This is a genomic window from Streptomyces gottesmaniae, assembly GCF_031845845.1.
In the GTDB taxonomy this organism is placed as follows: domain Bacteria; phylum Actinomycetota; class Actinomycetes; order Streptomycetales; family Streptomycetaceae; genus Streptomyces; species Streptomyces akebiae.
Genome location: NZ_JAVRFJ010000035.1, coordinates 40,906 through 65,860, shown reverse-complemented (window position 1 = coordinate 65,860; position 24,955 = coordinate 40,906). Strand labels below are relative to the sequence as shown.

The window sequence follows — 24,955 nt, the reverse complement described above, 5'->3', positions numbered from 1 at the left end:
TCAGCCCACCCCCCGCGAGGCCTGCGCCGCCCTCGCCTCGATGCCTCTGAAGTGATCGGACATGGCCCGCTGGGCACCCTCGACGTCGCGGGCGCGGAGGGCGGCCACGATGTCCCGGTGGCGGCGGACCGTCAGCTCGGGGGTGGGGTCGTCGGTCCAGCCGCGGGCGCCCGCGACCCGCAGGAAGACGGTCCAGAAGGCGCCGAGGAGCTGGGGGACGAGGGCGTTGCCGAGGGAGGCGTAGAGGAGTTCGTGGAAGTCGCGGTCGAGTTCGGCGACGGGTTCGCCCGCCTTCCCGGCCGCCTCCATCCGGTCGACGACGGCCGCGAGGGCGTCCAGTTCGTCGTCCGTGACGGTGCCGGCGACCCGTCGTACGAGGCCGTCCTCCAGGATCTCGCGGATCTGGAGGATCTCGGCGAGCGCGGCGGTGTCGCCGTCGGGCCGGGCCAGGGTGCGGAAGGTCAGGCCGTCTACGAGGGGGGTGAGGGAGGCCTCGCCGACGTAGGTGCCGTAGCCGTGCCGGATGTCGACTATGTCGAGGGCCTGAAGGGCTTTGAGGGCCTCGCGGACGGAGTTGCGGCTGACGCCGAGGTCCTCCATCAGCTCCGTCTCGGTGGGCAGCGGGGCGCCCGCCTGGAGCCTGCGGTCGAGGATCAGCTGCATGACCTCGCGCTGGATCTGGCTGCTCACCCGTCGCTCGGGCCGGCGCCGGCTCCCGCTCTCCTGAGACATGCGCCGCATCGTACGCTCGCCGGACATCCGACGTCCCACCTCCGGACGGAAACCGCGTGGACTGACCAGGGGAACGTCAGGTTAACGCCCCGTGATCACCCTGGGAAACCCTCTCCTAACGGACCCTCAACTGTCGTTATTTCACACCGGGGTTGATCCGCCATTGGGCGCACCTTTGGCACGTACGCCATTCGTGTGCGATCTCTTGACCGCCCCCACGGGCGCTCCTAAGGTCACGCTGCTCCCTGTAGGACGTAGGACGTCGTATCTCCTCTCCTTCCCTGGAGGAACCGTGCGCGACGTGATCCGTGACGCCCCGGCGCCGAGCCGCCGATCGCTCCTGAAGCACTCCGGCGCGCTGGGTGCGGCCGCCGCCGTCTCCTCGTCGCTGGCCGCCTGTTCGGCCGGGCCGGAGTCCACCAACGACACCGGTGACGCGGGCGGCGCGAACAGCACCCTGACGGCCGTCATCGGCTACGGCAACGACGGCAGCTGGGACCCGACCCAGACCGCCTCCGCCTTCTGCATGGCCGCCAACAACCACATCTACGAGGGCCTCCTCGACACGGACCCCATCTCGCGCGAGCCGTACGCGGCGCTCGCGACGGCCGTGCCGGGCGACGTCGACGGCACGTCCTGGAGGTTCGAGCTGCGGCCCGGCGCCACGTTCCACGACGGCAGGCCGGTCACGGCCGACGACGTCGTCTTCGTGTACGACCGCATCCTCGACCCCGGCACCCAGACCCTCGCCAAGGGCTTCTTCGCCAGCTGGCTGAAGGAGGTCAGGAAGATCGACGCGCGGAACGTCGAGCTGGTGCTCAGGTTTCCCTTCCCGGACGGCATCGCGCGGCTGACCCTGGCGAAGATCATGCCGAAGCACGTCTTCTCCCGGCCGGGCGCGTGGGAGGACGCCATCAAGGGCAAGGCGATCGGTTCGGGGCCGTACCGGCAGACCGCGCACCACCCGAAGTCCAACACCACGTTCGAGGCGTACGGCGACTACAACGGCCCCCGCCCGGCCGCCTTCAAGAAGATGAACTGGCTGACCATCGTGGACGCGGCCCCGCGCGTGGCGAAGATCTCCGGGGCGAGCGCGGGCGCGCAGATCGCCGACAACATCCCGTACGCCAACATCGGCCAGCTGGAGAAGGGCGGCATGTCCGTCCAGGGCGGCTCCGGGATGAACAACCTCTTCCTGATGTTCAACACCGGGCGGAAGCCCTTCGACGACGTGCGGGTGCGGCAGGCGCTGCACTACGCGATCGACCGGGACAAGATGATCGAGGTGGCGCTGAAGGGCCACGGGAAACCGGCGAGTTCCTTCCTCGACGAGGGCAATTCGAGCTACCGGCCGGCCAAGAACGTGTACGCGTACGACCCCGACCGGGCGAAGGCCCTGCTCGCGGAGGCCGGGGTGAAGGGGCTGCGGATCGAGATCCTGGCGGTGAACGTCAGCTGGATCGTGGACTGTCTGCCGACCGTCAAGGCGTCCTGGGACGCGATCGGGGTCGAGACGACGCTCTCGCCGCAGGAGACCACCGCCGTCTTCACGAAGATGGACCAGAAGCAGGACTACCAGGTGGTCGCCGCCGCCTCGAACCCCAACCAGTTCGGCCTCGACGCTGATCTGATCATGCGTTACAACTACGGCCCGCAGAACCTGTGGATGCGGTACGCGCGGTGGGCCGGCGATCCGGTGGCCAAGGCGCTCTTCACGGACATGGACCGGGCGACCCGGGAACCGGACGCCGACCGGAAGAGGGCGATGGTCCAGGACTACATCGACGTCGTCGCCGAACAGGCCGTGCTCTATCCGGTGGTGCACAACGAGCTGATGACCGCGTGGAACCCGAGGCGGCTGTCGGGGATAAGGGCACAGCCGTATCCGGGGATCAACCTGCTCCAGGCCAAGTGGGTCTAACGTGGTCGCCGTCCTGCGCATCCTGCTGCGGCGGATCGCCCTCCTCGTCCCGCTGCTGCTCGGGATCGTCCTGTTCGTCTTCGTCGTCATGCGGTTCTCGGACGTCGACCCGGCGTCCGCGTTCTTCCAGGGGGCCAATCCCACGCCGGAACAGCTGCACGAGTTCCGGGAGGAGAACGGGCTGCTGGATCCCCTGCCGGTCCGGTACGCCGGCTTCGTCGGCGATCTGCTGCACGGGGACATGGGGATCAGCGCGCTCACCCGGGCGCCCGTGGTCGACCAGGTGACGACCGCGCTGCCGCTCACGCTCCAGCTGACCTTCCTCGGGCTGGGCATCGCGGTCGTGCTGGCGCTGCTCGGCGGGGTGACGGCGGCGATCCACCGGGACCGGCTGCCGGACCAGCTCATCCGGGTGGTGTCGCTGACCGGGGTGGCCGCGCCCGGGTTCTGGCTGGCGCTGCTGATGATCCAGTACCTGGCGGTGGACCTCGGCTGGTTCCCGACGGGCGGGTACGTCAATCCGGCGGACTCCCTCACCGGGTGGCTGAGGACGATGACCCTGCCGGCGCTCGCGCTGTCGCTGCCGGTGGCGGCGCAGCTCACCCGGATCGTGCGGACCGCGGTCGTCGAGGAGCTGGACAAGGACTACGTGCGGACGGCGATCGGGAGCGGTCTGCCGCCCCGGGTGGTGGTGGGCCGGAACGTCCTGCGGAACGCGCTGATCAATCCGCTGACCGTGCTGGGGCTGCGCGTCGGCTATCTGCTCGGCGGCGCGGTCGTCATCGAGACGATCTTCTCGCTGCCGGGCATGGGCAAGCTGATGATCGACGCCGTGAAGAACGGCGATCCGGCGGTCGTCCAGGGGGTCGTCCTGACCACGGCCGCCGGCTTCGTGGTCGTGAACCTCGTCATCGACGTCCTCTATCTGCTGGTGAACCCCCGCCTCAGGGAGGCGAGTTGACGCCCATCGAGCGATGCGGGCCGCTGTCCCGACGCCCGGACGGGAGCTGATGCCCGATGTTCGGTCTGATCGTGACCACGCGCAGGCGCCTGACCGAGGCCCTCTCCCGGCCCGGTGTCCGGCCACGCCCCTGGCGCGGGCTGCCGCCGCTGACCCGGATCGCGGTCTGCTTCCTGGCGGTCGTGGTCCTCACCGCGCTCCTCGCCCCGTGGCTCGCACCGCACGACCCGCTCGACCAGCAGGCCCTGGTCGGCGGCACCGGCGCACCCTCCGCCGACCACTGGATGGGCCAGGACAGCCTCGGCCGGGACATCCTGAGCCGGCTGATGTACGGGGCCCGCTGGTCGCTGGCGATCGGGCTCGGCGCCACCGGGCTGGCGCTGGTCGTGGGGGCCCTCGTCGGGGCCGTGGCCGCGACCTCGCGCAAGGCGGTCGACGAGACCCTGATGCGCTGCCTGGACGTGGTCATGGCGTTCCCCGGCATCGCGCTGGCCGCCGTCCTGGTGGCCGTCTTCGGCGGCGGGATCACCGTGCTGATCTGCGCGATCGCGTTCCTTTTCACCCCGCCGGTCGCCCGGGTCGTCAGGGCCAACGTCCTCGACCAGTACGGCGAGGACTATGTGACCGCCGAGCGGGTGATAGGGGCCCGCACCCCGCACATCGTGATCCGGCACGTGGCGATCAACTGTGCCGCCCCGGTGCTCGTGTTCTGCACCGTGCAGGTCGCCGAGGCCATCGTCTTCGAGGCGTCGCTCTCCTTCATCGGCGCGGGGGTACGGCCGCCGGACCCGTCGTGGGGCAGTGTCATCGCCGACGGCAAGAACATGGTGCTGACCGGCGGCTGGTGGGCGACCGTCTTCCCCGGTCTGCTGATGCTGGTCACGGTGCTCTCCCTGAACGTCCTCTCCGAGGGCGTCTCCGACGCGTGGGCAGCGCCGGTCGCCCGGGAGACGGAGCCGGGAGCGGAGGCGGAGCCGGGAGAGCCGGGAGCGGTGGAGTCACGGGAGCGGGCGGGCCGCCTGGAGGGCCCCATGGCGGGCGACCCGGACTCGGGCGGCGGCGAGGTCATGGAGGAGCTGCCCGGCCTGGCCGAGGCGGCCGTACGTCTGCGCTCCCGGGCCCGTCCCCTCCCCGAGGGCCGGCCGGTGCTGTCCGTACGGAACCTGGCGATCGGCTTCGACGCACGGCACCGGGGCGTGGACATCGTCGACGGCATCAGCTTCGACGTCCGCCCCGGTGAGGTCCTGGGCCTGGTGGGCGAGTCGGGCTGCGGCAAGTCGCTGACCGCGCTGACGGTGATGGGCCTGCAACCGAGGGGCGCCCGCGTGCGCGGCCAGGTCCTCTTCGGCGAGCGGCAGTTGGTGGGCGAGCCGATGCGGGCGCGGCGTCGGCTGCTCGGCCACGAGATGGCGATGGTCTACCAGGACGCCCTGTCCTCCCTGAACCCGGCGATGACGATCCGCGCCCAGCTGAAGCAGGTGGTGCGCCGGGGCGGCAGGCGCACGGCGCCCGAACTGCTGCGCCTGGTCGGCCTGGACCCCGACCGCACCCTGCGCAGCTATCCGCACGAACTCTCCGGCGGCCAGCGCCAACGCGTCCTCATCGCGATGGCCCTGTCCCGGGCGCCCCGGCTGATCGTGGCCGACGAGCCCACCACCGCGCTGGACGTGACCGTCCAGGCGCAGATCATCGAACTGCTGCTGCGGCTGCGCGAGGAGCTCGGCTTCGCCCTGGTCCTCGTCTCGCACGACCTGGCCCTGGTGGCGGACGTGACCGACCGGGTGGTGGTGATGTACGGCGGGCAGATCGTCGAGACGGGTGTCACGGCGGACCTGGTGGAGCGGCCCTCCCACCCCTACACGCGCGGGCTGCTGGGCAGCGTCCTGTCCCTGGAGTCGGCGGCCGAGCGGATGACCCAGATCCGGGGTGCCGTGCCCTCCCCCGCCGACTTCCCGGCCGGCTGCCGCTTCGCCGACCGCTGCCCCCGGGCGAGCGAGGTCTGCCGTGCGACGGCGCCCGCCCTGCTGGGCACCCGCACGCACACGGCGGCCTGCCACCACCCGGCGGTGGACCTGATGGACGGTACGGAGGTGACCGGGTGACCGCGCTCGTGGAGGTCTCGGGGGCCCATGTCGTCCACCGGGCGCGCAGTGGCGGGGTGTTCACCCGCGACCGGGTGTACGCCCTGACCGGTGCCGATCTGGTGATCGCGCCCGGTGAGACGGTGGGCGTGGTGGGCGAGTCCGGGTGCGGCAAGTCGACGCTGGCGAAGCTGCTGGTGGGCGTGGACCGGCCGACGTCCGGCACGGTGGCGTTCCGGGGGCGGGACCTGTGGTCCATGGCGCCGGGCGAGCGCCGGGCGACCGTCGGCGGCGGCACGGGCATGATCTTCCAGGACCCGTCGACGGCCCTGAACCGCCGGCTGACGGTCCGCCGGATCCTCCGGGACCCGCTGGATGTGCACCGGCGCGGCACCCCGGCCGAACGGGAGGACCGGGTACGGGAGTTGATGTCCCTGGTCGGTCTGCCCCCGGCGCTCGCGGACGGTCTGCCCGGCCAGCTCTCCGGCGGCCAGCGGCAACGCGTGGCGATCGCACGGGCGTTGGCGCTCGATCCCGAGCTGGTGGTGGCGGACGAGCCGACGAGCGCGCTGGACGTCTCGGTCCGCGCCCAGATCCTCAACCTGCTCCTCGACCTCAGGGAACGCCTCGGCCTGGCGCTGGTCTTCGTCTCGCACGACATCCAGACCGTACGGCGGATGAGCGACCGGGTGATCACCATGTATCTGGGCCGGATCGTGGAGGAGACCCCGGCGGCCCTGGTCACCGGCCGCGCCCGGCACCCGTACACCCGCGCGCTGTTCTCGGCGACGCCCGGCCTGCTGGACCCGATCGACCCGATCCCCCTGGTGGGCCCCGTCCCGTCGGCGACCCGGCCGCCGAGCGGCTGCCCGTTCCGTACCCGCTGCTGGAAGGCGGACGACGTCTGCGCGGAGATCATGCCGGACTTCGCGGCCGCGTCGGCGCCCGGACACCGCTTCCGCTGCCACCATCCTGTGCAGGAGACGGAGTCGACGCGTGACCTGGTCGCCCAGGCGGCGGCCGCGCCCACGCCGGACTCCGTACGCGATGCGTAGCGATGCCCAGCGATGTCCAGCACCAGGGAGCCGTCATGACCATCCCCACCCCGCTGACCGGTGTCATCCCGCCCGTCTGCACGCCCCTGACACCGGAGCGCGAGGTGGACGTCCCCTCACTGGTCCGGCTGGTCGACCATCTCGTGGCGGGTGGGGTGGACGCGCTGTTCGTGCTCGGTTCGTCGTCGGAGGCGGCCTTCCTGACGGACGCGCAGCGGCGCCGGGTCGTGGAGACAGTGGTCGGCCACGTCGGCGGCCAACTGCCCGTCCTCGCCGGGGTGATCGACATGACCACGCCACGCGTCCTGGACCACGTCCGGGCAGTGACCGCCGCCGGAGCGGAGGCCGTCGTGGCGACCGCCCCCTTCTACACGCGCACCCACCCGGCGGAGATCTCCCGCCACTACCGGCTGCTCGCCGCGGGCTCCCCCGTCCCGGTCCTCGCCTACGACATCCCGGTCGCCGTCCACTCCGGGCTGCCCGCCGACGTGGTCCTGGAGCTGGCGGCGGACGGGGTCCTGGCCGGCCTGAAGGACTCCAGCGGCGACCTGGCCGCGTTCCGCAGGGTCGTCACGGGCGCCCGCACCGACGCCGCAGTCACCGGCTTCAGTGTGCTCACCGGCTCCGAACTCCTCGTCGACTCCGCGCTCGCCCTGGGCGCCGACGGTGCGGTGCCGGGGCTGGCGAACGTCGATCCCGCCGGCTACGTCCGCCTCGTCCGTCTCTTCCGTGCCGGTGACCTGGACCGGGCCCGCGCCGAACAGGAGCGCCTGTGCGCCCTCTTCGCCATGGTCGGCGCCGGGGACCCGGCCCGCATGGGCGGCGGCTCCGCCGCGCTCGGCGCCTTCAAGGCCGCCCTGCACCTGCGCGGCGTCATCGCCTGCCCGGCCACGGCGGAACCCCAGGTCCCCCTGTCGGAGGCGGAGACCGAGCAGGTCGGCAAGTACCTGGCGGCGGCGGGTCTGCTCTGACGTCCCAGTCAGCGTCGGAAGCCCGCGCCGGGACCGTGACAGGACCGGAGCGGGACCGCGGCGGGACCGCGGCGGGGGCTCAGATCGCTCCCGGGGTCACCATCCCCGACTCGTACGCCACGATCACCAGCTGGGCGCGGTCCCGGGCGCCCAGCTTGCCCATGATGCGGCTGACGTGGGTCTTGGCGGTCAGCGGGCTGAGGCCCAGGGTGTCGGCGATCTCGGTGTTGTTGAGACCGCGCGCCACGAGCGTGAGGACCTCCTTCTCCCGGTCGGAGAGACGGTCGGGGCCGCCGTCGGGCAGGGCGGTCGGCGCGGTGGGGCCCCGGAGCAGCCGGGCGATCAGCCGGGCCGTGGGGCCCGGGGACAGGAGGGCCTCACCGGCAGCCACCGTACGGATGGCGTCGAGGAGTTCCGCCGGCCGCGTGTCCTTGACGAGGAACCCGGAGGCACCGGCCCGCAGGGCCTCCACGACGTGCTCGTCCGTGTCGTAGGTGGTGAGCACCAGGACCCGCACGCCCGCGAGGTCCCGGTCCGCCGCGATGAGCCGGGTGGCCTCGATGCCGTCGAGGTCGGGCATGCGCAGGTCCATGACGACCAGGTCGGGCCGCACGGTGCGCGCCAGCTCCACCGCCTCCCGGCCCGTCCCCGCCTGCCCCACCACCTCCATGTCCCGCGCCGACTCCACGAGCATGGCGAAGGCGGCACGCACGAGCGTCTGGTCGTCGGCGAGCAGGACCCGGACCGTACGGTCACTCATCGGGCCGCCTTCGGCTCGGGGGCGGCACCGGGGTCGCCGAGAGCGCCGGGAGCGCCGGGAGCGAGTCGGCCACCGGCATCACCGCCACCGCCGCCACCACCGGCGACCGTGTGCCGTGTTCCCGCCCCGCCCAGCGGCAGCACCGCCTCCACCTCGAAGCCTCTGTCCGCCCGTGGCCCCGCCTGCACCGTGCCGCCCACACTGCGGGCCCGCTCGCGCATCCCGAGGATCCCGAAACCGGGGCCCGTCCCACCCGTTCCCGTCCGCACCGCTCCCCTTCCCCCCACCCCGTCGTCCCTCACCCGCACCCGCAGGGCCCCTCCCCCCGCCCGCACCTCCACCCGTATCACCAGGTTCTCTCCTCCGTGCCGTACGGCGTTGGTCAGTGCCTCCTGCACGATTCGGTAGGCGGCGGCCCCCACCCCCGGGGGCACGCCGTCCGCCGCGACCGCGACCTCGACGCGGGCGCCCGCCGAACGGGCCGCGTCGACCAGGTCCGAGAGGCCGTCGAGGCCCGGCAGGGGGCCTCGGGCGCCGGCACCGGTGTACGCGAACTCGGACTCGCGCAACACCTCCAGCGTGCCGCGCAGTTCACCGCGGGCGGTCCGGCAGGTCTCGGCGATGTCGTCCAGGGCCCTGGCGACGGCGGCGCGGTCGAGGCGGTCGGGGTCGGCGGCCAGGACGTGCGCGGCGACGGAGGTCTGCACACCGACGAGCGTGATGCTGTGGGCGAGCAGATCGTGCAGGTCACGGGCGATGCGCAGCCGCTCCTCCGCGACCCTGCGCCGTGCCTCCTCCTCCCGGGTGCGTTCGGCCCGCTCGGCGCGTTCGACGACGGAGTCGACGTACTGGCGGTGCACCCGGACGTAGCCGCCGAAGACGAGGACGGAGACGATCCAACCGGAGATCCGCAGGAACTCCGGGATCTGGTGAGGGGTGAACAGCGCGTTGACGCACAGGGTGAGGGTCACGACGGCCGCGCCGTTGAGGAGCGTTCGGCGGGCCGTGCCGCTCACCGCGACCGTGTAGAGCGCGAGCATGGCCGGTGCCACGGCGGCCGGGTGGTTGTAGTCGAGCGCGTGGTACGGAGCGACGAGGGCCACCAGCGCCCAGAGCGCGAGCACGGGCCGGCGTCGGCGCCAGACCAGCGGCACATGGACCGCGAGGAGCAGGGCGAACCCGGGTGGGTCCGGCACCCGCCCGTCCCCCGTGACCGCCGTGGCGGTCACCCAGTCGAAGACGGCCAGTGCCGCCGCGAGATACGCGTCGTACCGCAGGGCGGTGGTCCCGGTGGCCGTACGCAGCCGTTCGACGAACGCCGGCCACACCGCGCCCACCCCGTTCGTGCTCGTGCTCCCCGTCACGGGCTCATCCTCCGCCACAGGGGCGCCCCTCCGGGAGGGAGGGGCGCCCGGGTCACCGATTCCGGCTGTCAGCGGACCGTCACCCGCTCCCGGTCCGGGGCCTCCGGCGGACGCACGGGACGCGCCGGTTCCCGGGACAGCCGTCCGGGCCACCACACCTTCCGTCGCAGCGCCACGCTCGCGCTGGTCACGAGGTAGGTCCGGACGAGGAAGGTGTCGAGGAGGACGCCGACCGCGATGACGAAGCCCAGTTGCACGAGCTGGACGAGGCCCATGTTCAACAGCACGGCGAAGGTCGCGGCCAGGACGAGCCCGGCGGAGGCGATGACCCCGCCGGTGGTGCGCAGCGCGGTGAGCGCGGCGGCGGCCGGTTCGGCGCCGGCCAGGGACTCCTCGCGCATCCGGTGCATGAGGAAGATGCCGTAGTCGACGCCGAGGGCGACGAGGAAGACGAACGAGAGCAGCCCGAGCCCCGGATCGGTGCCCTCGAACCCGAACACCGGCCCGAAGAGCAGTCCGCCGATGCCGAGCGAGGCAGCCCACACCGCGACCACGGCGACGACGAGCAGCAGCGGCGCGACCAGACTGCGCAGCAGGGCGACGAGGATGAGCAGCACGGACACGAGGACGATGGGCACGACGACGAGCCGGTCCCGGGCGTTGGTGTCCTTCAGGTCGATCTGCTCGGCGCTGGGCCCGCCGACGTAGGCCTGCGGCAGGGCCTCCCGCAGCGACTCGATCGTGGCCGTCTCGGCGGCCGACTGCGGCGCGCTCCGCGCGACGACGGAGATCTCGGTCCAGCCGCCGCCGGTGCGGCCCCGGGCGGCCGTCGCGACCCCGTCGTGCGCCTCGATCTCGGCGAGCGTGGCGTCGGCGCGGCCGGTCGGGGTGATCACGGAGACGGGCTGGGTGCCCAGGCCGGGAAACGCCGTGCCGAGGGTCTCCATGGCGGCGACCGACTCGGGTGTGTCGACGAAGGAGTCCTCCTGCTTCAGCGATCCGGGCAGGTTGAGCGTGCCGAGCGCGAGCGCGCCCAGCAGGACGGCCCCGCCCGCGAGCACGGTCAGCGGGCGCCGCCCGGCGGAGGACCCCATCGCCGAGAACAGGCTCCTGCGCCGCTTGGGCTCACTGCCGTACGCCGGGACGAGCGGCCAGAACACCCGCCGTCCCAGCAGGACGAGGAGGGCGGGGAGCAGGGTGAGCATGGCGAGCAGGGCGCACAGGACGCCCACCGTCCCGAGCGGGCCCATGCCCCGGCTGCTGTTGAGGTCGGCGGCCAGCAGGCAGAGCAGTCCGGCGGCGACCGTCCCGGACGAGGCGAGCACGGCGGGCCCACAGCCGCGCAGGGCGACCCTCATCGCCTCGTACGGCCGCTCGACGCGCCGGAGTTCCTCGCGGTAGCGGGAGACGAGCAGCAGCGCGTAGTCGGTGCCGGCGCCGAAGACGAGGATCGTCATCACGCCCGAGCTCTGCCCGGAGACGGTCGTCCCGAAGGCCTGGTTCAGCCCGTAGGAGACGCCCATCGACATGAAGTCCGCGATGCCGGCGACGACCAGCGGCACCAGCCACAGCACGGGGCTGCGGTAGATGATGATCAGCAGGACGGCGACGACGGCGACGGTGGTGTAGAGCAGTGGCCCGCCGAGCGATTCGTAGACCTTGCCCGCGTCGGTGGCGAGGGCCCCGGGCCCGCCCACCTCGACGGTCAGTCCTCCCTCGCTGTGGGCGACCGCGCGTACCCGCTCGACGAAGGCGTCGCGCAGCTTCTCGTCGGTGCCGGGCCCGTTGCTCGCGACCGGGTACATGAGGGTGGTCCCGTCCTGCGACGGCACGCCCTCCGGCTCGGCCGCCAACCGGTCCCGCTCGCCGATCTCGGCGACCTGCCGCTCGGCGGCGGTCCGGTCGGCGGCCGTCAGCCCGCCGTCGCGGTGGTACACCAGCACCAGTTCGGTGGTCTCGCCGCCGGGCAGGCGGTCCTGGATCTTCGCCACCCGGGTCGAGTCCGCGCTCGCCGGCAGGTAGTCCACGGCCCGGTCGCTCTGCACCTCGGACAGCTTCGCCGCGAACGGCGCGACCACGGCGAGCAGCACCACCCACAACCCGAGCACCAGCCAGGGCACGGCTCGCCGCCGCGTACGCGCCTTCGTCTCTGCGGGCCCCATGGCGGGGTCCCCCCTCCCTCTGCGGACGTTGTCGGACGTCACCAGACTCCCGGCGCGGGAGGGCCGATGCGTCGCGCGTGAGGGCGAGTTGCGCGGTACTGCCGGGGGCGGCCCGGCGGCCGTACTACTCCCCGGGGAGTACGCCCGCCGGGCCGTCGGGGGCCGGTCGGTCCAGCGGTCGAAGATCAGCCGGACGCCTTGTGGCCGCCTGGTCATCCGGAGCAGCGGTTCGGGGCCGCCACCCGGCCGCGGCCGTACCCGCCGACCGCCGAGGACGACCGCGTGGCCCCTACACGCGCACACGACGGCGCTCGAAGCACAGGCCTGAACGGGTACGAACGGCCGGGCTAGGACGGGGTCCGGGCCGCCGCGAGCAGTCGGGTCACGTCGTCCGCGCAGATGGTGAGCGCCGCTCCCACCGTGGCCAGCGCGTCCCGTTCCGCCGGGGTGTACGGCCCGTCCGCCAGGGCGATCCGCGCGCCCTGCAGCAGGATCGCCTCGCGGCCGGTCGGGGCGAGGTGCGGTGCCAGCGGGTCCAGGGCCTCGTGGAGCTCTATGGCGAGACCGGGGCCGCAGGGTTCGCCGTAGACGCGGCCCGTGTCGGCGGCGAGAGCCTCGACCAGGGCGCCGAGTTGGTCCTCGGTGCAGTCGTCGAACCCGGCGGAGCGGACGGCGCTCGCGGCGACGGTCAACGACGTGCGGGAGCAGGTGCCGCCGGCCGCGAGGACGGCGAGGGCGACCGTGTGGACGGCGTCGCGGAGCATCGCGGAGAAGCGGGTGGTGGTCGGGTGGTCGAGGACGTCGACGGCGTAGTGGTGGCGACAGGCCGCGCACTCCACCACGGGACCGGTCTCGCCGCGGGGCAGCACGGGGACGCCGAGGAGGGTGAAGCGGCGGCGCCCGGTGAGGCGCTGGTAGTTGCGGTCGCCTCCGCAGCCGGGGCAGAAGAACTCGCCGTCACCGACGCCCGTCCACGAGATCCGGGTGCCCAGCACACGCGAGAAGCCGGTGGCGCGGCTGGTCCGCGCGTCGCCGGCGAGCGCGGCGGCACGGCCGATCGGGTCCCTTCCTGGCAGCACGTCGCACCTCCGTAACTCCCCCACACACGGCCCCTTGGGCGCGGGAAGTGCCACCTCGGCAACATTGCCGCGCTTGCGTGATGTTAGCCACATCCGTGAGGCGCAGTCAGTACTCCGGACGAGCCCTACCCGCGACCTGCACAGGGTTTGGCCGGTAAACGACGGGCCCCGTCCGCCGGAATTCGGCGAACGGGACCTTCAAACCGCCGGTCGGGCTGGTCAGCGGGCCGCGCGGTTGACGGCGGAGACGACCGCCTTCAGCGAGGCACGCGTCGTGTTCGCGTCGATCCCGATGCCCCACAGGACCTTGTCCTCGATGGCGACCTCGATGTACGAGGCGGCCTGCGCGGAGGCGCCCTCGCTCATCGTGTGCTCCTGGTAGTCGAGCAGCCGGGCGTCGATCCCGATGCCCTGCAGCGCGTGGAAGAACGCCGAGATCGGGCCGTTGCCGGTACCGACCAGGGTGGTCTCCGCGCCGTCGACCTCGGCCTCCACGGTCAGCGTGTCCACGCCGTCCTTGTCGGTGGTCGACTGGTTGTTGCGGACCTGGATCCGGCCCCACGGGTTGTCGGGGTTCGGCAGGTACTCGTCCTGGAAGACCGCCCAGATGTCGGAGCCGGTGACCTCGCCGCCCTCGGCGTCCGTCTTCGCCTGGATCAGCTTCGAGAACTCGATCTGCATCCGGCGCGGCAGGTCCAGCTTGTGGTCGTTCTTCAGGACGTACGCGATACCGCCCTTGCCGGACTGCGAGTTGACCCGGATGACGGCCTCGTAGGACCGGCCGACGTCCTTGGGGTCGATCGGCAGGTACGGGACGGCCCACTCGATGTCGTCGACCGTCCTGCCCTGCTCCTTCGCGGACGCCTCCATGGCGTCGAAGCCCTTCTTGATGGCGTCCTGGTGGGAGCCGGAGAAGGACGTGTAGACCAGGTCTCCCACGTACGGGTGGCGCGGGTGGACCTCCATCTGGTTGCAGTACTCCCACACTCGACGGATCTCGTCGATGTCGGAGAAGTCGATCTGCGGGTCGACGCCCTGCGAGAACAGGTTCATGCCCAGGGTGACCAGGTCGACGTTGCCGGTGCGCTCGCCCTGCCCGAACAGGCAGCCCTCGACGCGGTCGGCGCCGGCCATCAGCGCCAGTTCGGCGGCGGCGACGGCCGTACCGCGGTCGTTGTGCGGGTGGATCGAGATGCAGACGTGCTCGCGGCGGGAGATGTTGCGGCCCATCCACTCGAAGCGGTCCGCGTGCGTGGACGGGGTCGAACGCTCCACCGTGGCGGGCAGGTTGAGGATGATCTCGCGGCCCGGACCGGGCTGCCAGACGTCCATGACCGCCTCGCAGACCTCCAGCGCGAAGTCCAGCTCGGTGTCGGTGAAGATCTCGGGGCTGTACTGGTAGCCGAACTCCGTCTCGGGGCCCAGCAGCTTCTCCGCGTACTCCATCACCAGCCGCGTACCGTCCACGGCGATCTGCTTGATGTCGTCCTTGGAGCCGCGGAAGACGACGCGGCGGAAGACGGGCGCGGTGGCGTTGTACAGGTGGACCGTCGCCCGCTTGGCGCCCTTCAGGGACTCCACGGTCCGCTCGATCAGGTCCTCACGGGCCTGGGTCAGTACGGAGATGGTGACGTCGTCCGGGATGACGCCCGGCTCCTCGATGATGGACCGTACGAAGTCGAAGTCCGTCTGGCCCGACGCGGGGAAGCCGACCTCGATCTCCTTGTAGCCCATCTTGACCAGCTGGTCGAACATCCGGCGCTTGCGCTCGGGCGACATCGGGTCGATCAGGGACTGGTTGCCGTCGCGCAGGTCGGTGGAGAGCCAGCGGGGGGCGACGGTGATCCGGTTGTTCGGCCACGTGCGGTCGGGGATGTCGACCTGCTCGTACTGCCCGTACTTGTGGATCGGCATGGACGTGGGCTGCTGGCGGTTCGCCATGATCGCGTGGGCTCCTCGATGGTCCGGAAAGGACGGCCGACGACGCAACGCCAAAGCACCGCGGGGAGGGGGTCGGCCTCTACTACAGGCCCTCGCCGCGGCAGCTAAGGAGAAGCAGCCCGAAACGCATGATGCGGAGCAGCTTAGCCGAGCCGTTTCTGCCGTGCTGGGTCGTATCAGTATGCGGGACCAGGGAACCTATTCGGACAAAAGGTGCGCGAGGCCACATCGGAGGCCCCATGGTGATCAGTGCCGCCGTCGACAGCGCCCCCGCCGCACTCGACCCTGAGTAACACCGCGCTGACGAAACGCAACCCATACGGCGACATTTCACCAATCATGGTTGCCTCTAGTGACACACCCCTAACGGAGTGCGATCGTGCGGACATGACCACCCACGGGGGCCACGAGCCCATCTTCTGCACGGTCGTCCCGCCACACGTGCTCGACAAGCTCTCCCAGGCCGACGACCCGACGCTCGCCGACGCCGCACGCCGCACCCTCGAACGCGACGCGCTCGAACGCACCCACCGCCGTCTGACCACGGTCATCGGCGCCCCGGCCGTCACCGCGCCCGTCGGCGCCGAGGCGGGCACACCGCACCGCACGATCCACGACGCCCGCCACGGCACGGACCTGCCCGGCAGGAAAGTGCGCGGCGAGGGCGACGAGCCCGGCAAGGACGCCACGGTCAACCGCGCGTACGCGGGCCTGGGCGCCACCTACGAACTGTTCTGGAAGTCCTTCGCACGCGACTCGATCGACGGCGCCGGGCTGCCGCTGAACGCCACCGTGCACTACGAGCGCGACTACAACAACGCCTTCTGGAACGGCGAACAGATGGTGTTCGGCGACGGGGACGGCGAGATCTTCCTCGACTTCACCATCCCGATCGACGTCATCGGCCACGAACTCAGCCACGGCGTCACCCAGTACACGGCGAACCTCACGTACTTCGGTCAGCCGGGCGCGCTCAACGAGTCGATGTCGGACGTCTTCGGCGCCCTCATCAAGCAGTACACGCTCGGCCAGACCGCCGCGGAGGCGGACTGGCTGATCGGCGCCGGTCTGCTGGCGCCCCGCGTCACGGGGGTCGCGCTCCGCTCGATGAAGGCCCCGGGCACGGCGTACGACGACGACGTCCTCGGCAAGGACCCGCAGCCGGCGACCATGGACGACTTCGTCCGCACGGGCCGCGACAACGGCGGCGTGCACATCAACTCCGGTATCCCCAACCACGCGTTCTACCTCGTGGCCACCGCGCTCGGCGGCTACGCCTGGGAGCGGGCCGGGCAGATCTGGTACGACGTCCTCACCGGCGGCGAACTGGACAAGCAGGCCCTCTTCGTCGACTTCGCCACGCTGACGGTCAAGGCCGCGAAGGACCGCTACGGGCAGGGTGACGAACTGACGGCGGTGCTGAAGGCCTGGGAGCAGGTGGGCGTACGGACGCTGTAGGGGCGGACGGCGGCGGTGCTGCGCTCCGGCACCGATCCGTACTAGACAGGACCCATGCGGATTGAAGTGCGGCGCACGGGCGGTTTCGCGGGCATCGAGCGGCACGCGGTGGTGGACACCGCCGGGCGGCCCGATGCCCAGGACTGGCACACCCTGACCGAGCGGGCCCTCGCCGCCGGCCGGGGCTCACCCCCGCTCGGGGTGCCGGACGGCTTCTCGTACGAGATCACGGTGGACGGCAGGACCGTGCACTGCGCGGACCCCCGGCTGTCCGAGGCGCAGCGGGAGCTGATCAGAAGGGTGCTCAAGGAGGGGGCGTGAGCAGCCCCGCAGGGGCGCTGGGGGCGCGTAACGGGCACTTCACCCTTGGGCGTTGACTTCCGTTACCCGTGGTACGGATGATCCGCCCATGGCGACGAACGCGACCAACCCGATCCCCCAGTTCCCGGCAGGCTTCCTGTGGGGCGTCTCGACCTCCGCGCATCAGATCGAGGGGGCCGCGGGCGAGCGTGAGCCGTCCGTGTGGGACGCCTTCACGGCCGAGCCGGGCCGGATCAAGGACGGCTCGACGGCGGCGGTGGCCTGCGACCACTTCCACCGCTACCCGGAGGACGTGGCCCTCCTGCGCGAGCTGGGCGTGGACGCGTACCGCTTCTCGATCTCCTGGCCCCGGGTGAACACCCCGAACGGCCTGGACTTCTACGACCGACTGGTGGACGAGCTGGTGGGCGCCGGCGTACGCCCCGTCCCGACCCTGTTCCACTGGGACCTGCCGTCGTCGCTGGCCGAGACCGGCGGCTGGCTGAACCGGGACACGGCCGAGCGGTTCGCCGAGTACGTCACCGTCGTGGCGGCCCGGCTCGGCGACCGCGTCAGCAAGTGGATCACCCTCAACGAGCCCGCCGAGCACACGCTGCTGGGCCACGCGCTCGGGACCCACGCGCCCGGCAAGCAGCTGATGTTCGACGCGCTCCCGGCCGCGCACCACCAGCTGCTGGGCCACGGTCTGGCCGTACGTGCCCTGCGCGCGGCGGGAGTCACCGACATCGGCATCGCCAACTCGCACGGGCCCACCTGGGCCGCGTCGCAGGAGCAGGCGGACGTGGAGGCGGCCGGCTTCTACGACCTGCTCCTCAACCGCCTGTTCGCGGAGCCGGTTCTGCTGGGCGAATACCCGGAGGGAATAGGCGAGTTGATGCCGGGCACCGACATCGACTCCGACCTGAAGACCATCTCCGAGCCGATCGACTGGTACGGCGTCAACTACTACGCCCCCACCCGTGTAGGCGCCCCCGAGGGCGCGGACATCGAGTTCGGCGGCATCACGATCCCGGCCGAACTGCCCTTCACGGTCAAGGAGATCGAGGGGGTGCCCACGACCGACTTCGGCTGGCCGGTCGTCCCCGCGGGCCTCACCGAACTCCTCACCACGTTCCGCGAGCGCTACGGCGACCGGCTGCCCCCGGTCGTCATCACCGAGAACGGCTGCTCCTACGAGGGCGTCGACGACCAGGAGCGCATCGCCTACCTGGACGGCCATGTCCGCGCGCTGCACGAGGCGGCGGAGGCGGGTGTCGACATCCGCGGCTACTTCGTGTGGTCCCTGCTCGACAACTTCGAGTGGGCCGAGGGGTACGCACGGCGGTTCGGCCTGGTCCACGTGGACTTCGAGACGCTGGAGCGGACCCCGAAGGCGTCGTACGCCTGGTACCGGGACCTGCTGCGGGCCCAGAGCCGAGGATGACGACGGCGCGGCCGACGGACGCCCTCGCCGAGCCCGTGGCGCGGGTCGGCGGGGGCTGGACCTCAGCCCTGGCGCTGGCCAACGGGGCGATCTGGGTGGGCTGGTACGGCCCGCTGCAGATCCTGCTGGCCTCCCAGGCGGAGGACTTCGCGCCCGGCGCGGGGATGTCGAAGGAGACGATGCTGGCGTGGGTGACCGGCGCCGGGGCGGTCGTCTCGCTGCTGGCCACGCCGCTGTTCGGGGCGCTGTCGGACCGGACGACGTCCCGCCGGGGCCGTCGTACGCCGTGGATCGTGGCGGGGTCGGCGGGCGGGGCGCTGTCGCTGTTGCTGCTCGCGGGCGCGGGCGGGCTGTGGACCATGGTGGCCGGCTGGTGTTTGGTGCAGCTCACCCTGAACGCGTCCTGGGCGGCGGTCACCGCGGCCGTCCCCGATCAGGTGCCCCGACTGCAACGGGGCTCCGTGGGCGGCTGGTTGGGGGCGGCACAGATCCTGGGCGTGGTCGGCGGCACCGGGCTGGCGACGCTGGGCGGGGGTGTCGGCGCGGGGTACGCGGCGTGCGCGGTGTTCACCCTGGTGGGCGTGTTGCCGTACGTGCTGGCACACCGGGATCCGCCGTTGCCGGTGGTGGCCCGCCCTCCGTGGTCGTGGCGGCGGTTCCTGGCGGGCTTCTGGTTGAGCCCGCGGCGCCATCCGGACTTCGCGTGGGCGTGGCTCACGCGTTTCCTGATCAATCTGAGCAACAGCATCGGCCTTCTCTACCTGCTGTTCTACCTGCGGGACCGCGTCGGGTATCCCGATCCGGAGGAGGGCGTGCTGATCCTCACGGTGGTGAACGCGTCGACGCTGCTGGCGACGGTGGTGGTCTCCGGGGTGTGGTCGGACCGGGTGGGACGGCGCAAGCCGTTCGTGTACTGGTCGGGGATGGTGATGGCCGGCGCGACCGGCGTCATCGCCCTCTGGCCGACCTGGCCCGGCACGATCGTCGCCTCGGCCCTGCTCGGCCTCGGCTTCGGGGTGTTCACCTCCGTCGACTTCGCCCTCATGACCGATGTCCTGCCGAAGGCCCTCGACCGGGGCAAGGACCTGGGCGTCATCAACGTGGCCAACTCCCTGCCCCAGGTGGCCGCTCCGGCGCTGGCGGCGCCGATCGTGACGCATCTCGGCGGCTACCGGGTGCTGTACCTGGTGGCGGCGGTGATCGGACTGGCGGGGGCGGTGTTCGTGGGGCGGATACGAGGCGTGGAGTAGGCCCGGGGGCCGGTCCCCCGGCGCTGCCCCCCCCCGGCGTCGGCCCCGCTCCGACGTGCGGCAGATCACGCGTTTCACAGCGGACCCACAGACAACGAATCCACGCTCGCACCCGTCTTCCATGCTGACCACGCTCGCCCCCGAAGGGACGCACTGTGCCTACGCGTTCAACCAGACCATCCCGAACCCGCCCCGCACGGCAGGCGATAGCCGTGCTGGTGGTGTCCGGCACGCTTCTCGCGACGCCCTCGCTGGCGGTGCCCTCGGCGTTCGCGGCCGGGGCGCCCCCGACCGATCTGCGCGTGGACACCAACCGCGACGGCAAGGTCGACGTCACCGGCACGACCGACACCTCCGGTGAGAACGGCTGGACCGTCGCCCGTGGCGCCCTGATGCTGCCCAACATCGACGACGACACCCGTCGTTGCCCGGCCACCGGCCCCAAGGGCAAGCCGCTCTCGGACGCCAAGCTGGCCGCCTGCAACGACGCCTCCGACACCAAGGTGAACGGCACGGCCGACGCCGCCGACCTGGCCCGCGTCCGCTCCGTGCCGATGGCGAGCGTCCCCGCCGGGGCGCAGGGCACCGTGAAGGTCACGGCGGGCGCCGCGCAGAGCCGCGTGTTCGTCAAGCGGGGCAAGAAGTGGGAGCCCGTCACCAGCAAGACCCGCCTGTCACGCGCCGAGTTGAAGGCGGGCGTCGAGTTCGGCGTCGAGGCCCGCGACGTCATCCGGGACACCGCGAAGTGGGACGGGACGGCCCGGGTCCGGCTGACCGTGAAGTCCTCCAAGGGCACCACCGCCGACTCCGTCACCCTGCGCGTGGCCCCGCTCCTCACCCACCACCACCTGCAGAACGCCCAGCAGTTGCTGGTCACCAAGATCTCCGGCGGCAACTACGGCAAGCTCAACGCCGCCTTCCGCAAGGGTCTGGACAAGGCGGCCAAGGACGCCGGCATCACCCAGCCGACGGTGAACTTCACCAAGTACGGGGACATCTGGGCGCAGGACTTCGTCGAGCCCGCGTACGTCAGCATGACCGGCGCGAACGGCAAGCGGCAGGCCATGCGCGTGATGCTGCGCTCCGCCCAGATGGACCGGGACTCCGGCCGGGAGCTGTTCGAGAAGATGCGCGGCCCGAACACCGGTGCCGTGCAGGTGACGGGCGCCAAGGAGTCGGAGGAGTGGACGCTCAACTCCATGGGCAACCTGGAGACCATTCCGCCGTACGCCCACGGCGACCGCTCCTTCCCGGCCGGCCGGATCATCATGGGGCAGCGCCCTGACGTCGGCTCCAAGCCCGCGAAGGTGATGCGGACGTTCCTGAAGTCCCAGGGCATGCAGGACCCGCTGTTCCTCGACACGTCCTGGCTGCACGTGGGCCATGTCGACGAGTTCGTGCAGTTCCTGCCCGCGGACACCCCGCGCGGCTGGAAGATCGCGGTCGCCGACCCCGAGGCGGGGCTCAAGCTGCTGCGCGACGCGAAGGCCGCCGGTCACGGCTCGACGAAGATGTTCTCCCTGAAGCTCGGCCCCACGGAGACCATCGCCAAGGCGCTCGCCTCCAAGACCCTGGTCTCCGACAACAACCTCGCCACCCGCCGGATCGAGGCCAACCTCGCGGTGCTCCAGCGCGAGACGGGCGTCACGGACGCCGAGGTCGTCCGGGTCCCGGCCCTCTACACCCAGGGCACGGAGATGGTCGGCGAGACGCAGTCGGGCGGCGACGACAAGACCCGCCTCCCCCGTCTGACCCGTCTCGGCGCCGGCTCCGAACTCCCGGACGTGGCACGGGACTACGGCCAGCAGCGCCGGCTCGACGAGACCACGGCGGACGAGGGTTCCAAGGGCCGCGAGGGCTTCGGCGCCGCCTCCCCCGCGGCGCCCGCGCCCCCGGTGATGACCAGCGCGTACGTCCCCGGCGCGGTCAACGGCATCGTCCTCAGCCGCACGCACTACCTGGCGCCGCGCCAGTGGGGCCCGGTCATCGGCGGAAAGGACATCTTCACCGAGGCGGTGACGGCCGCCTACACGGGTGCCGGCATGAAGGTGTCGTACCTGGACGACTGGGAGACGTACCACCTCGGCATGGGCGAGATCCACTGCGGCACGAACACCCTGCGGAGCACCTCCGCGGCCTGGTGGACGAGCTGACACCGGCCACCGCCGGACCCCGCACGACCTGACGGCCGCCGCCCCGGAGAACCGGGGCGGCGGCTTTTCTCACGCCCTCCCCGGGCCCCGGCCCCGCAGATCCTCCAGCCGTACGAGGCTGTCCCGGACCTCTTCCCGCTCCTCGTCGGTGAGCGGCACCGCCTCGGCGCGCCGGATCGCGTCCGCCGCCGTCTCCTCGTCGCCCGTCCGCACGGCGACATCGGCACGCAGCACGAGCAGCCGCACCAGCTGTGACGCCGTGGGGCCCGGTTCGCCCTCCCCCGGCCGGAGCACCCGGTCGACGACCTTCGCCGCGGCCGCCGGATCGTCCCGGGAATCCGCCAGCAGGGAGGCGTGGTGCAGGGCCCGCGCGTAGGTCTCCCGGGGGGCGGGACGGTGGCGCTGATCCTCGCTCGTCGGCTGCCCCACCCGCACGCAGTTGCCGCCGGGATCGCTCATCAGGAACTGCCGCACGCCGTACGACATGTCCTTCAGCGGCCCGATGCGTGGCAGCCCCCGCGTCGGCACCCGCCCGTACGCCCGCTTGAGCCCGGCCCGGAACGCGGCGTACAGGCCGTCGACGTCGTCCGTGAGCACGTAGCAGGTGCTGACCGAGGCGGCCGGGTCGTACCCCTTCAGCCCGAAGAACTGCAGTTCGATGCCGCCTCGTTCCACGACGGCGTACGGGTTGGGGCTGCGCTGGTGGAAGGTGACCTCGAAGCCGAGGGCCGTATAGAAGTCGAGGAGCGGGGGGAGGGTCTGACACGGAAGGATCGGAATCGTCTTCTCGCTCATACCCCGAAGCTAGTCAAACTTGACCAGATGGCGCGACCGTTTAAACGGCCACCCTCCGCACAGAACCCCGCCGCCCTCAGAACCCCAGCTTCCGCAGCTGTCGCGGATCACGCTGCCAGTCCTTCGCCACCTTCACATGGAGGTCGAGGAAGACCGGCGTGCCCAGCAGCGCCTCGATCTGCTTCCGCGACTTGATGCCGACCTCCTTCAGGCGCTTGCCCTTGGGGCCGATGATGATGCCCTTCTGGCTGGGGCGCTCGATGTAGACGAAGGCGTGGATGTCGAGGAGGGGCCGGTCGGCGGGACGGTCCTCACGGGGGAGCATCTCCTCGACGACGACCGCGATGGAGTGCGGCAGCTCGTCGCGCACGCCCTCCAGGGCCGCCTCGCGGATCAGCTCGGCGATCATGACCTGCTCGGGCTCGTCGGTCAGATCGCCCTCGGGGTAGAGGGCCGGGCCCTCCGGGAGGAGAGGGACGAGAAGGTCGGCCAGCAGGCCCACCTGCTGGTCGGCGACCGCCGAGACAGGCACGATCTCCGCCCACTCGAAGCCGAGCTCCTTGCCCAGCTGGTCGATGGCGATCAGCTGCTCGGCGAGCGTCTTGCTGTCCACCAGGTCGGTCTTGGTGACGATCGCGATCTTCGGCGTCTTCTTGATGGACGCCAGTTCCTTCGCGATGAAGCGGTCACCCGGACCGAGCTTCTCGTTCGCGGGCAGGCAGAAGCCGATGACGTCCACCTCGGCCCACGTCGTGCGGACCACGTCGTTGAGACGCTCGCCCAACAGCGTGCGCGGTTTGTGCAGCCCCGGGGTGTCGACCAGGATCAGCTGCGCGTCCGGCCGGTGCACGATGCCCCGGACCGTGTGCCGCGTGGTCTGCGGCTGGTTCGCCGTGATCGCCACCTTCTGGCCGACCAGAGCGTTCGTGAGGGTGGACTTGCCCGCGTTGGGGCGGCCCACGAAGCAGGCGAAGCCGGCACGGTGGGCGGCCTCGGCCGGCTGCTCGGATGACTGGGTACGGACGCTCATGGCGCCCATTCTCCCTGATCCCCGGACCCCCGCCGCACCCAGCACGGACCGTGAGCTTTCCGAAACCCTCACGCAACGAAACGTCACGGAAACACACCTGTACGCGTCCGGAAACGCACGCCGATCACCCTCTGACGAGCCCCCGCACCCGTTGGAGTCCACCGTGCCCACCGTGCCCCTGGCCGCGCCTCTCGCCGCACCGGCCGTCGACACCGGCGACACCGCCTGGCTGCTCGCCGCCACCGCCCTGGTCCTGCTGATGACCCCGGGCCTCGCCCTCTTCTACGGCGGCATGGTCCGCACGAAGAGCGTCCTCAACATGCTGATGATGAGCTTCGTCTCGATCGCGCTGGTCACCGTGGTGTGGCTGGCCGCCGGATACTCGCTCGCGTTCGGCGACGACGCCTTCGGCGGGCTCATCGGCGGCCTCGACCACCTCGGGATGAGCGGGATCGGTCCCGCGAGCGTCCACGGCACCGTCCCCACCGTCCTGTTCGCCACCTTCCAGCTGACCTTCGCGATCATCACGGCCGCGCTGATCAGTGGTGCGATCGCCGACCGCGCGAAGTTCGGGGCGTGGCTGGTCTTCGTGCCGGTGTGGGCGCTGCTCGTATACGTTCCGGTCGCCCACTGGGTGTGGGGGCCGGGCGGCTGGATCCTCGACGACCTGGGTGCCCTGGACTTCGCGGGTGGTCTGCCGGTGGAGGTGACCTCGGGCGCCTCCGGACTGGCCCTCTGCCTGGTCCTCGGCCCCCGCCTGGGCTTCAAGAAGGACGCGATGCGCCCGCACAACCTGCCGATGGTCATGCTGGGCGCGGGTCTGCTCTGGTTCGGCTGGTTCGGCTTCAACGCCGGCTCCGCGCTCGGCGCCAACGGCCTGGCCGCCGCCGCGTTCCTCAACACCCTCGCCGCCGGCTGCACCGGTCTGCTCGGCTGGCTGTTCGTCGAGCAGAAGCGCGACGGCCACCCGACGACGCTGGGCGCGGCCTCCGGCGCGGTCGCGGGTCTGGTCGCCATCACCCCGTCCTGCGGCTCCGTCTCGCTGCTCGGCGCGCTGGTCATCGGCCTGGCCGCCGGTGTCGTCTGCTCCTACGCCGTGGGCTGGAAGTTCAGGCTGAACTACGACGACTCGCTCGACGTGGTCGGTGTCCACCTGGTCGGCGGTGTCATCGGCACGGTCCTGATCGGTGTCTTCGCCGCCCGGTCGATGACCGGCGGCGCCGAGGGGCTGCTGTACGGCGGCGGTCTCGCCCAGCTCGGCAAGCAAGTGGTGGCGGTGGTCGCGGTCGGGGCGTACGCGTTCCTCGTGACGTACGGCATCGGGAAGCTGATCGACAAGGTGCTGGGCTTCCGCGCCGACGAGGAGCACGAGCACACCGGACTCGACCTTACGGTGCACGCCGAGACGGCATACGATCACGGCGTCCTGGGCCACGGAGCCCCGGTCAGCGCGTCCGTTCCGTCCACGTCCCCCACGCAGAAGGCCAAGGCTTAAGGC

At 71.7% G+C, this 24,955-nt stretch carries 19 protein-coding genes; 11 read left to right on the top strand and 8 right to left on the bottom strand.

Annotated elements, in window-relative coordinates:
- On the bottom strand, window positions 1-741 hold the full coding sequence (locus RM704_RS32530) for a FadR/GntR family transcriptional regulator (protein WP_192829777.1): 741 nt from the start codon (window positions 739-741) through the stop codon (window positions 1-3).
- Between the two features lie 283 nt (window positions 742-1,024).
- Between RM704_RS32530 and RM704_RS32525 the strand changes: the two genes are divergently transcribed.
- The 5 genes from RM704_RS32525 to RM704_RS32505 are packed head-to-tail and all read left to right on the top strand — an operon-like array spanning window position 1,025 to window position 7,721.
- Window positions 1,025-2,653 carry an ABC transporter substrate-binding protein gene (locus RM704_RS32525; RefSeq protein ID WP_033530081.1) on the top strand — a complete coding sequence of 543 codons (1,629 nt, stop codon included), beginning with the start codon at window positions 1,025-1,027 and terminating at the stop codon, window positions 2,651-2,653.
- Between the two features lies 1 nt (window position 2,654).
- Window positions 2,655-3,614 carry an ABC transporter permease gene (locus tag RM704_RS32520; protein ID WP_033530080.1) on the top strand — a complete coding sequence of 320 codons (960 nt, stop codon included), beginning with the start codon at window positions 2,655-2,657 and terminating at the stop codon, window positions 3,612-3,614.
- A 56-nt stretch (window positions 3,615-3,670) separates the two neighbouring features.
- Window positions 3,671-5,716, top strand: coding sequence for a dipeptide/oligopeptide/nickel ABC transporter permease/ATP-binding protein (locus RM704_RS32515; RefSeq protein ID WP_033530079.1), 2,046 nt, complete (start codon window positions 3,671-3,673; stop codon window positions 5,714-5,716).
- A complete protein-coding gene (locus RM704_RS32510) occupies window positions 5,713-6,750 on the top strand; it encodes an oligopeptide/dipeptide ABC transporter ATP-binding protein (protein ID WP_033530078.1) in 1,038 nt (345 codons plus the stop codon). Before RM704_RS32515 ends, RM704_RS32510 begins: the two co-directional genes overlap by 4 nt.
- A 35-nt stretch (window positions 6,751-6,785) precedes the next feature.
- On the top strand, window positions 6,786-7,721 hold the full coding sequence (locus RM704_RS32505; RefSeq protein ID WP_033530125.1) for a dihydrodipicolinate synthase family protein: 936 nt from the start codon (window positions 6,786-6,788) through the stop codon (window positions 7,719-7,721).
- A gap of 79 nt (window positions 7,722-7,800) precedes the next feature.
- On the opposite strand, the gene RM704_RS32500 is transcribed toward RM704_RS32505, so the two are convergent.
- The 5 genes from RM704_RS32500 to leuA all read right to left on the bottom strand — a co-directional run bounded on the left by RM704_RS32500 (window position 7,801) and on the right by leuA (window position 15,027).
- Window positions 7,801-8,481: a response regulator gene (locus tag RM704_RS32500; protein WP_033530077.1), complete on the bottom strand. Its 681-nt coding sequence runs from the start codon at window positions 8,479-8,481 to the stop codon at window positions 7,801-7,803.
- Window positions 8,478-9,845 (bottom strand): sensor histidine kinase, encoded by a 1,368-nt coding sequence (locus RM704_RS32495; RefSeq protein ID WP_063774505.1) that lies wholly within the window; start codon window positions 9,843-9,845, stop codon window positions 8,478-8,480. Before RM704_RS32495 ends, RM704_RS32500 begins: the two co-directional genes overlap by 4 nt.
- A gap of 68 nt (window positions 9,846-9,913) precedes the next feature.
- Window positions 9,914-12,007, bottom strand: coding sequence for an MMPL family transporter (locus RM704_RS32490; RefSeq protein WP_107072387.1), 2,094 nt, complete (start codon window positions 12,005-12,007; stop codon window positions 9,914-9,916).
- Window positions 12,008-12,354: 347 nt separating this feature from the next.
- The gene (locus RM704_RS32485) at window positions 12,355-13,086 is read right to left on the bottom strand and encodes a tellurite resistance TerB family protein (RefSeq protein WP_033530075.1); all 732 of its coding nucleotides are present in this window, start codon (window positions 13,084-13,086) and stop codon (window positions 12,355-12,357) included.
- 219 nt (window positions 13,087-13,305) lie between these two features.
- Complete coding sequence (gene leuA, locus RM704_RS32480; protein WP_033530074.1) at window positions 13,306-15,027, bottom strand: 2-isopropylmalate synthase; 1,722 nt, start codon at window positions 15,025-15,027, stop codon at window positions 13,306-13,308.
- A gap of 387 nt (window positions 15,028-15,414) precedes the next feature.
- On the opposite strand from leuA, the gene RM704_RS32475 reads away from it, so the two are divergent.
- From RM704_RS32475 to RM704_RS32455, 5 genes are all read left to right on the top strand, one after another.
- Entirely contained in the window at window positions 15,415-16,485 is a 1,071-nt protein-coding gene (locus tag RM704_RS32475) for a M4 family metallopeptidase (protein ID WP_033530073.1), read from the top strand.
- Window positions 16,486-16,539: 54 nt separating this feature from the next.
- Window positions 16,540-16,806: a protealysin inhibitor emfourin gene (locus tag RM704_RS32470; RefSeq protein WP_033530072.1), complete on the top strand. Its 267-nt coding sequence runs from the start codon at window positions 16,540-16,542 to the stop codon at window positions 16,804-16,806.
- Window positions 16,807-16,894: 88 nt separating this feature from the next.
- Entirely contained in the window at window positions 16,895-18,229 is a 1,335-nt protein-coding gene (locus tag RM704_RS32465; RefSeq protein WP_033530071.1) for a GH1 family beta-glucosidase, read from the top strand.
- Window positions 18,226-19,479, top strand: a complete 1,254-nt coding sequence (locus RM704_RS32460; protein WP_033530070.1) for an MFS transporter — start codon at window positions 18,226-18,228, stop codon at window positions 19,477-19,479. Before RM704_RS32465 ends, RM704_RS32460 begins: the two co-directional genes overlap by 4 nt.
- Window positions 19,480-19,691: 212 nt before the next feature.
- Window positions 19,692-21,632 (top strand): protein-arginine deiminase domain-containing protein, encoded by a 1,941-nt coding sequence (locus tag RM704_RS32455; RefSeq protein ID WP_033530069.1) that lies wholly within the window; start codon window positions 19,692-19,694, stop codon window positions 21,630-21,632.
- 69 nt (window positions 21,633-21,701) lie between these two features.
- Here RM704_RS32455 and RM704_RS32450 read toward each other — a convergent pair whose 3' ends face one another.
- Window positions 21,702-22,427 (bottom strand): bleomycin resistance protein, encoded by a 726-nt coding sequence (locus RM704_RS32450; RefSeq protein ID WP_033530068.1) that lies wholly within the window; start codon window positions 22,425-22,427, stop codon window positions 21,702-21,704.
- 76 nt (window positions 22,428-22,503) lie between these two features.
- The gene (era, locus tag RM704_RS32445; protein WP_107072386.1) at window positions 22,504-23,466 is read right to left on the bottom strand and encodes a GTPase Era; all 963 of its coding nucleotides are present in this window, start codon (window positions 23,464-23,466) and stop codon (window positions 22,504-22,506) included.
- A gap of 154 nt (window positions 23,467-23,620) precedes the next feature.
- Between era and RM704_RS32440 the strand changes: the two genes are divergently transcribed.
- Window positions 23,621-24,952, top strand: a complete 1,332-nt coding sequence (locus RM704_RS32440) for an ammonium transporter (RefSeq protein WP_033530123.1) — start codon at window positions 23,621-23,623, stop codon at window positions 24,950-24,952.
- The last annotated feature ends 3 nt before the right edge of the window (window positions 24,953-24,955 follow it).

Bases quoted from the DNA above. Each gene is read 5' to 3' on its own strand.
- RM704_RS32530 (WP_192829777.1), bottom strand. From the start codon at position 741: ATGCGGCGCATGTCTCAGGAGAGCGGGAGCCGGCGCCGGCCCGAGCGA.
- RM704_RS32515 (WP_033530079.1), top strand. From the start codon at position 3,671: ATGTTCGGTCTGATCGTGACCACGCGCAGGCGCCTGACCGAGGCCCTC.
- RM704_RS32505 (WP_033530125.1), top strand. From the start codon at position 6,786: ATGACCATCCCCACCCCGCTGACCGGTGTCATCCCGCCCGTCTGCACG.
- RM704_RS32500 (WP_033530077.1), bottom strand. From the start codon at position 8,481: ATGAGTGACCGTACGGTCCGGGTCCTGCTCGCCGACGACCAGACGCTC.
- RM704_RS32490 (WP_107072387.1), bottom strand. From the start codon at position 12,007: ATGGGGCCCGCAGAGACGAAGGCGCGTACGCGGCGGCGAGCCGTGCCC.
- leuA (WP_033530074.1), bottom strand. From the start codon at position 15,027: ATGGCGAACCGCCAGCAGCCCACGTCCATGCCGATCCACAAGTACGGG.
- RM704_RS32475 (WP_033530073.1), top strand. From the start codon at position 15,415: ATGACCACCCACGGGGGCCACGAGCCCATCTTCTGCACGGTCGTCCCG.
- RM704_RS32470 (WP_033530072.1), top strand. From the start codon at position 16,540: ATGCGGATTGAAGTGCGGCGCACGGGCGGTTTCGCGGGCATCGAGCGG.
- RM704_RS32465 (WP_033530071.1), top strand. From the start codon at position 16,895: ATGGCGACGAACGCGACCAACCCGATCCCCCAGTTCCCGGCAGGCTTC.
- RM704_RS32460 (WP_033530070.1), top strand. From the start codon at position 18,226: ATGACGACGGCGCGGCCGACGGACGCCCTCGCCGAGCCCGTGGCGCGG.
- RM704_RS32450 (WP_033530068.1), bottom strand. From the start codon at position 22,427: ATGAGCGAGAAGACGATTCCGATCCTTCCGTGTCAGACCCTCCCCCCG.
- era (WP_107072386.1), bottom strand. From the start codon at position 23,466: ATGGGCGCCATGAGCGTCCGTACCCAGTCATCCGAGCAGCCGGCCGAG.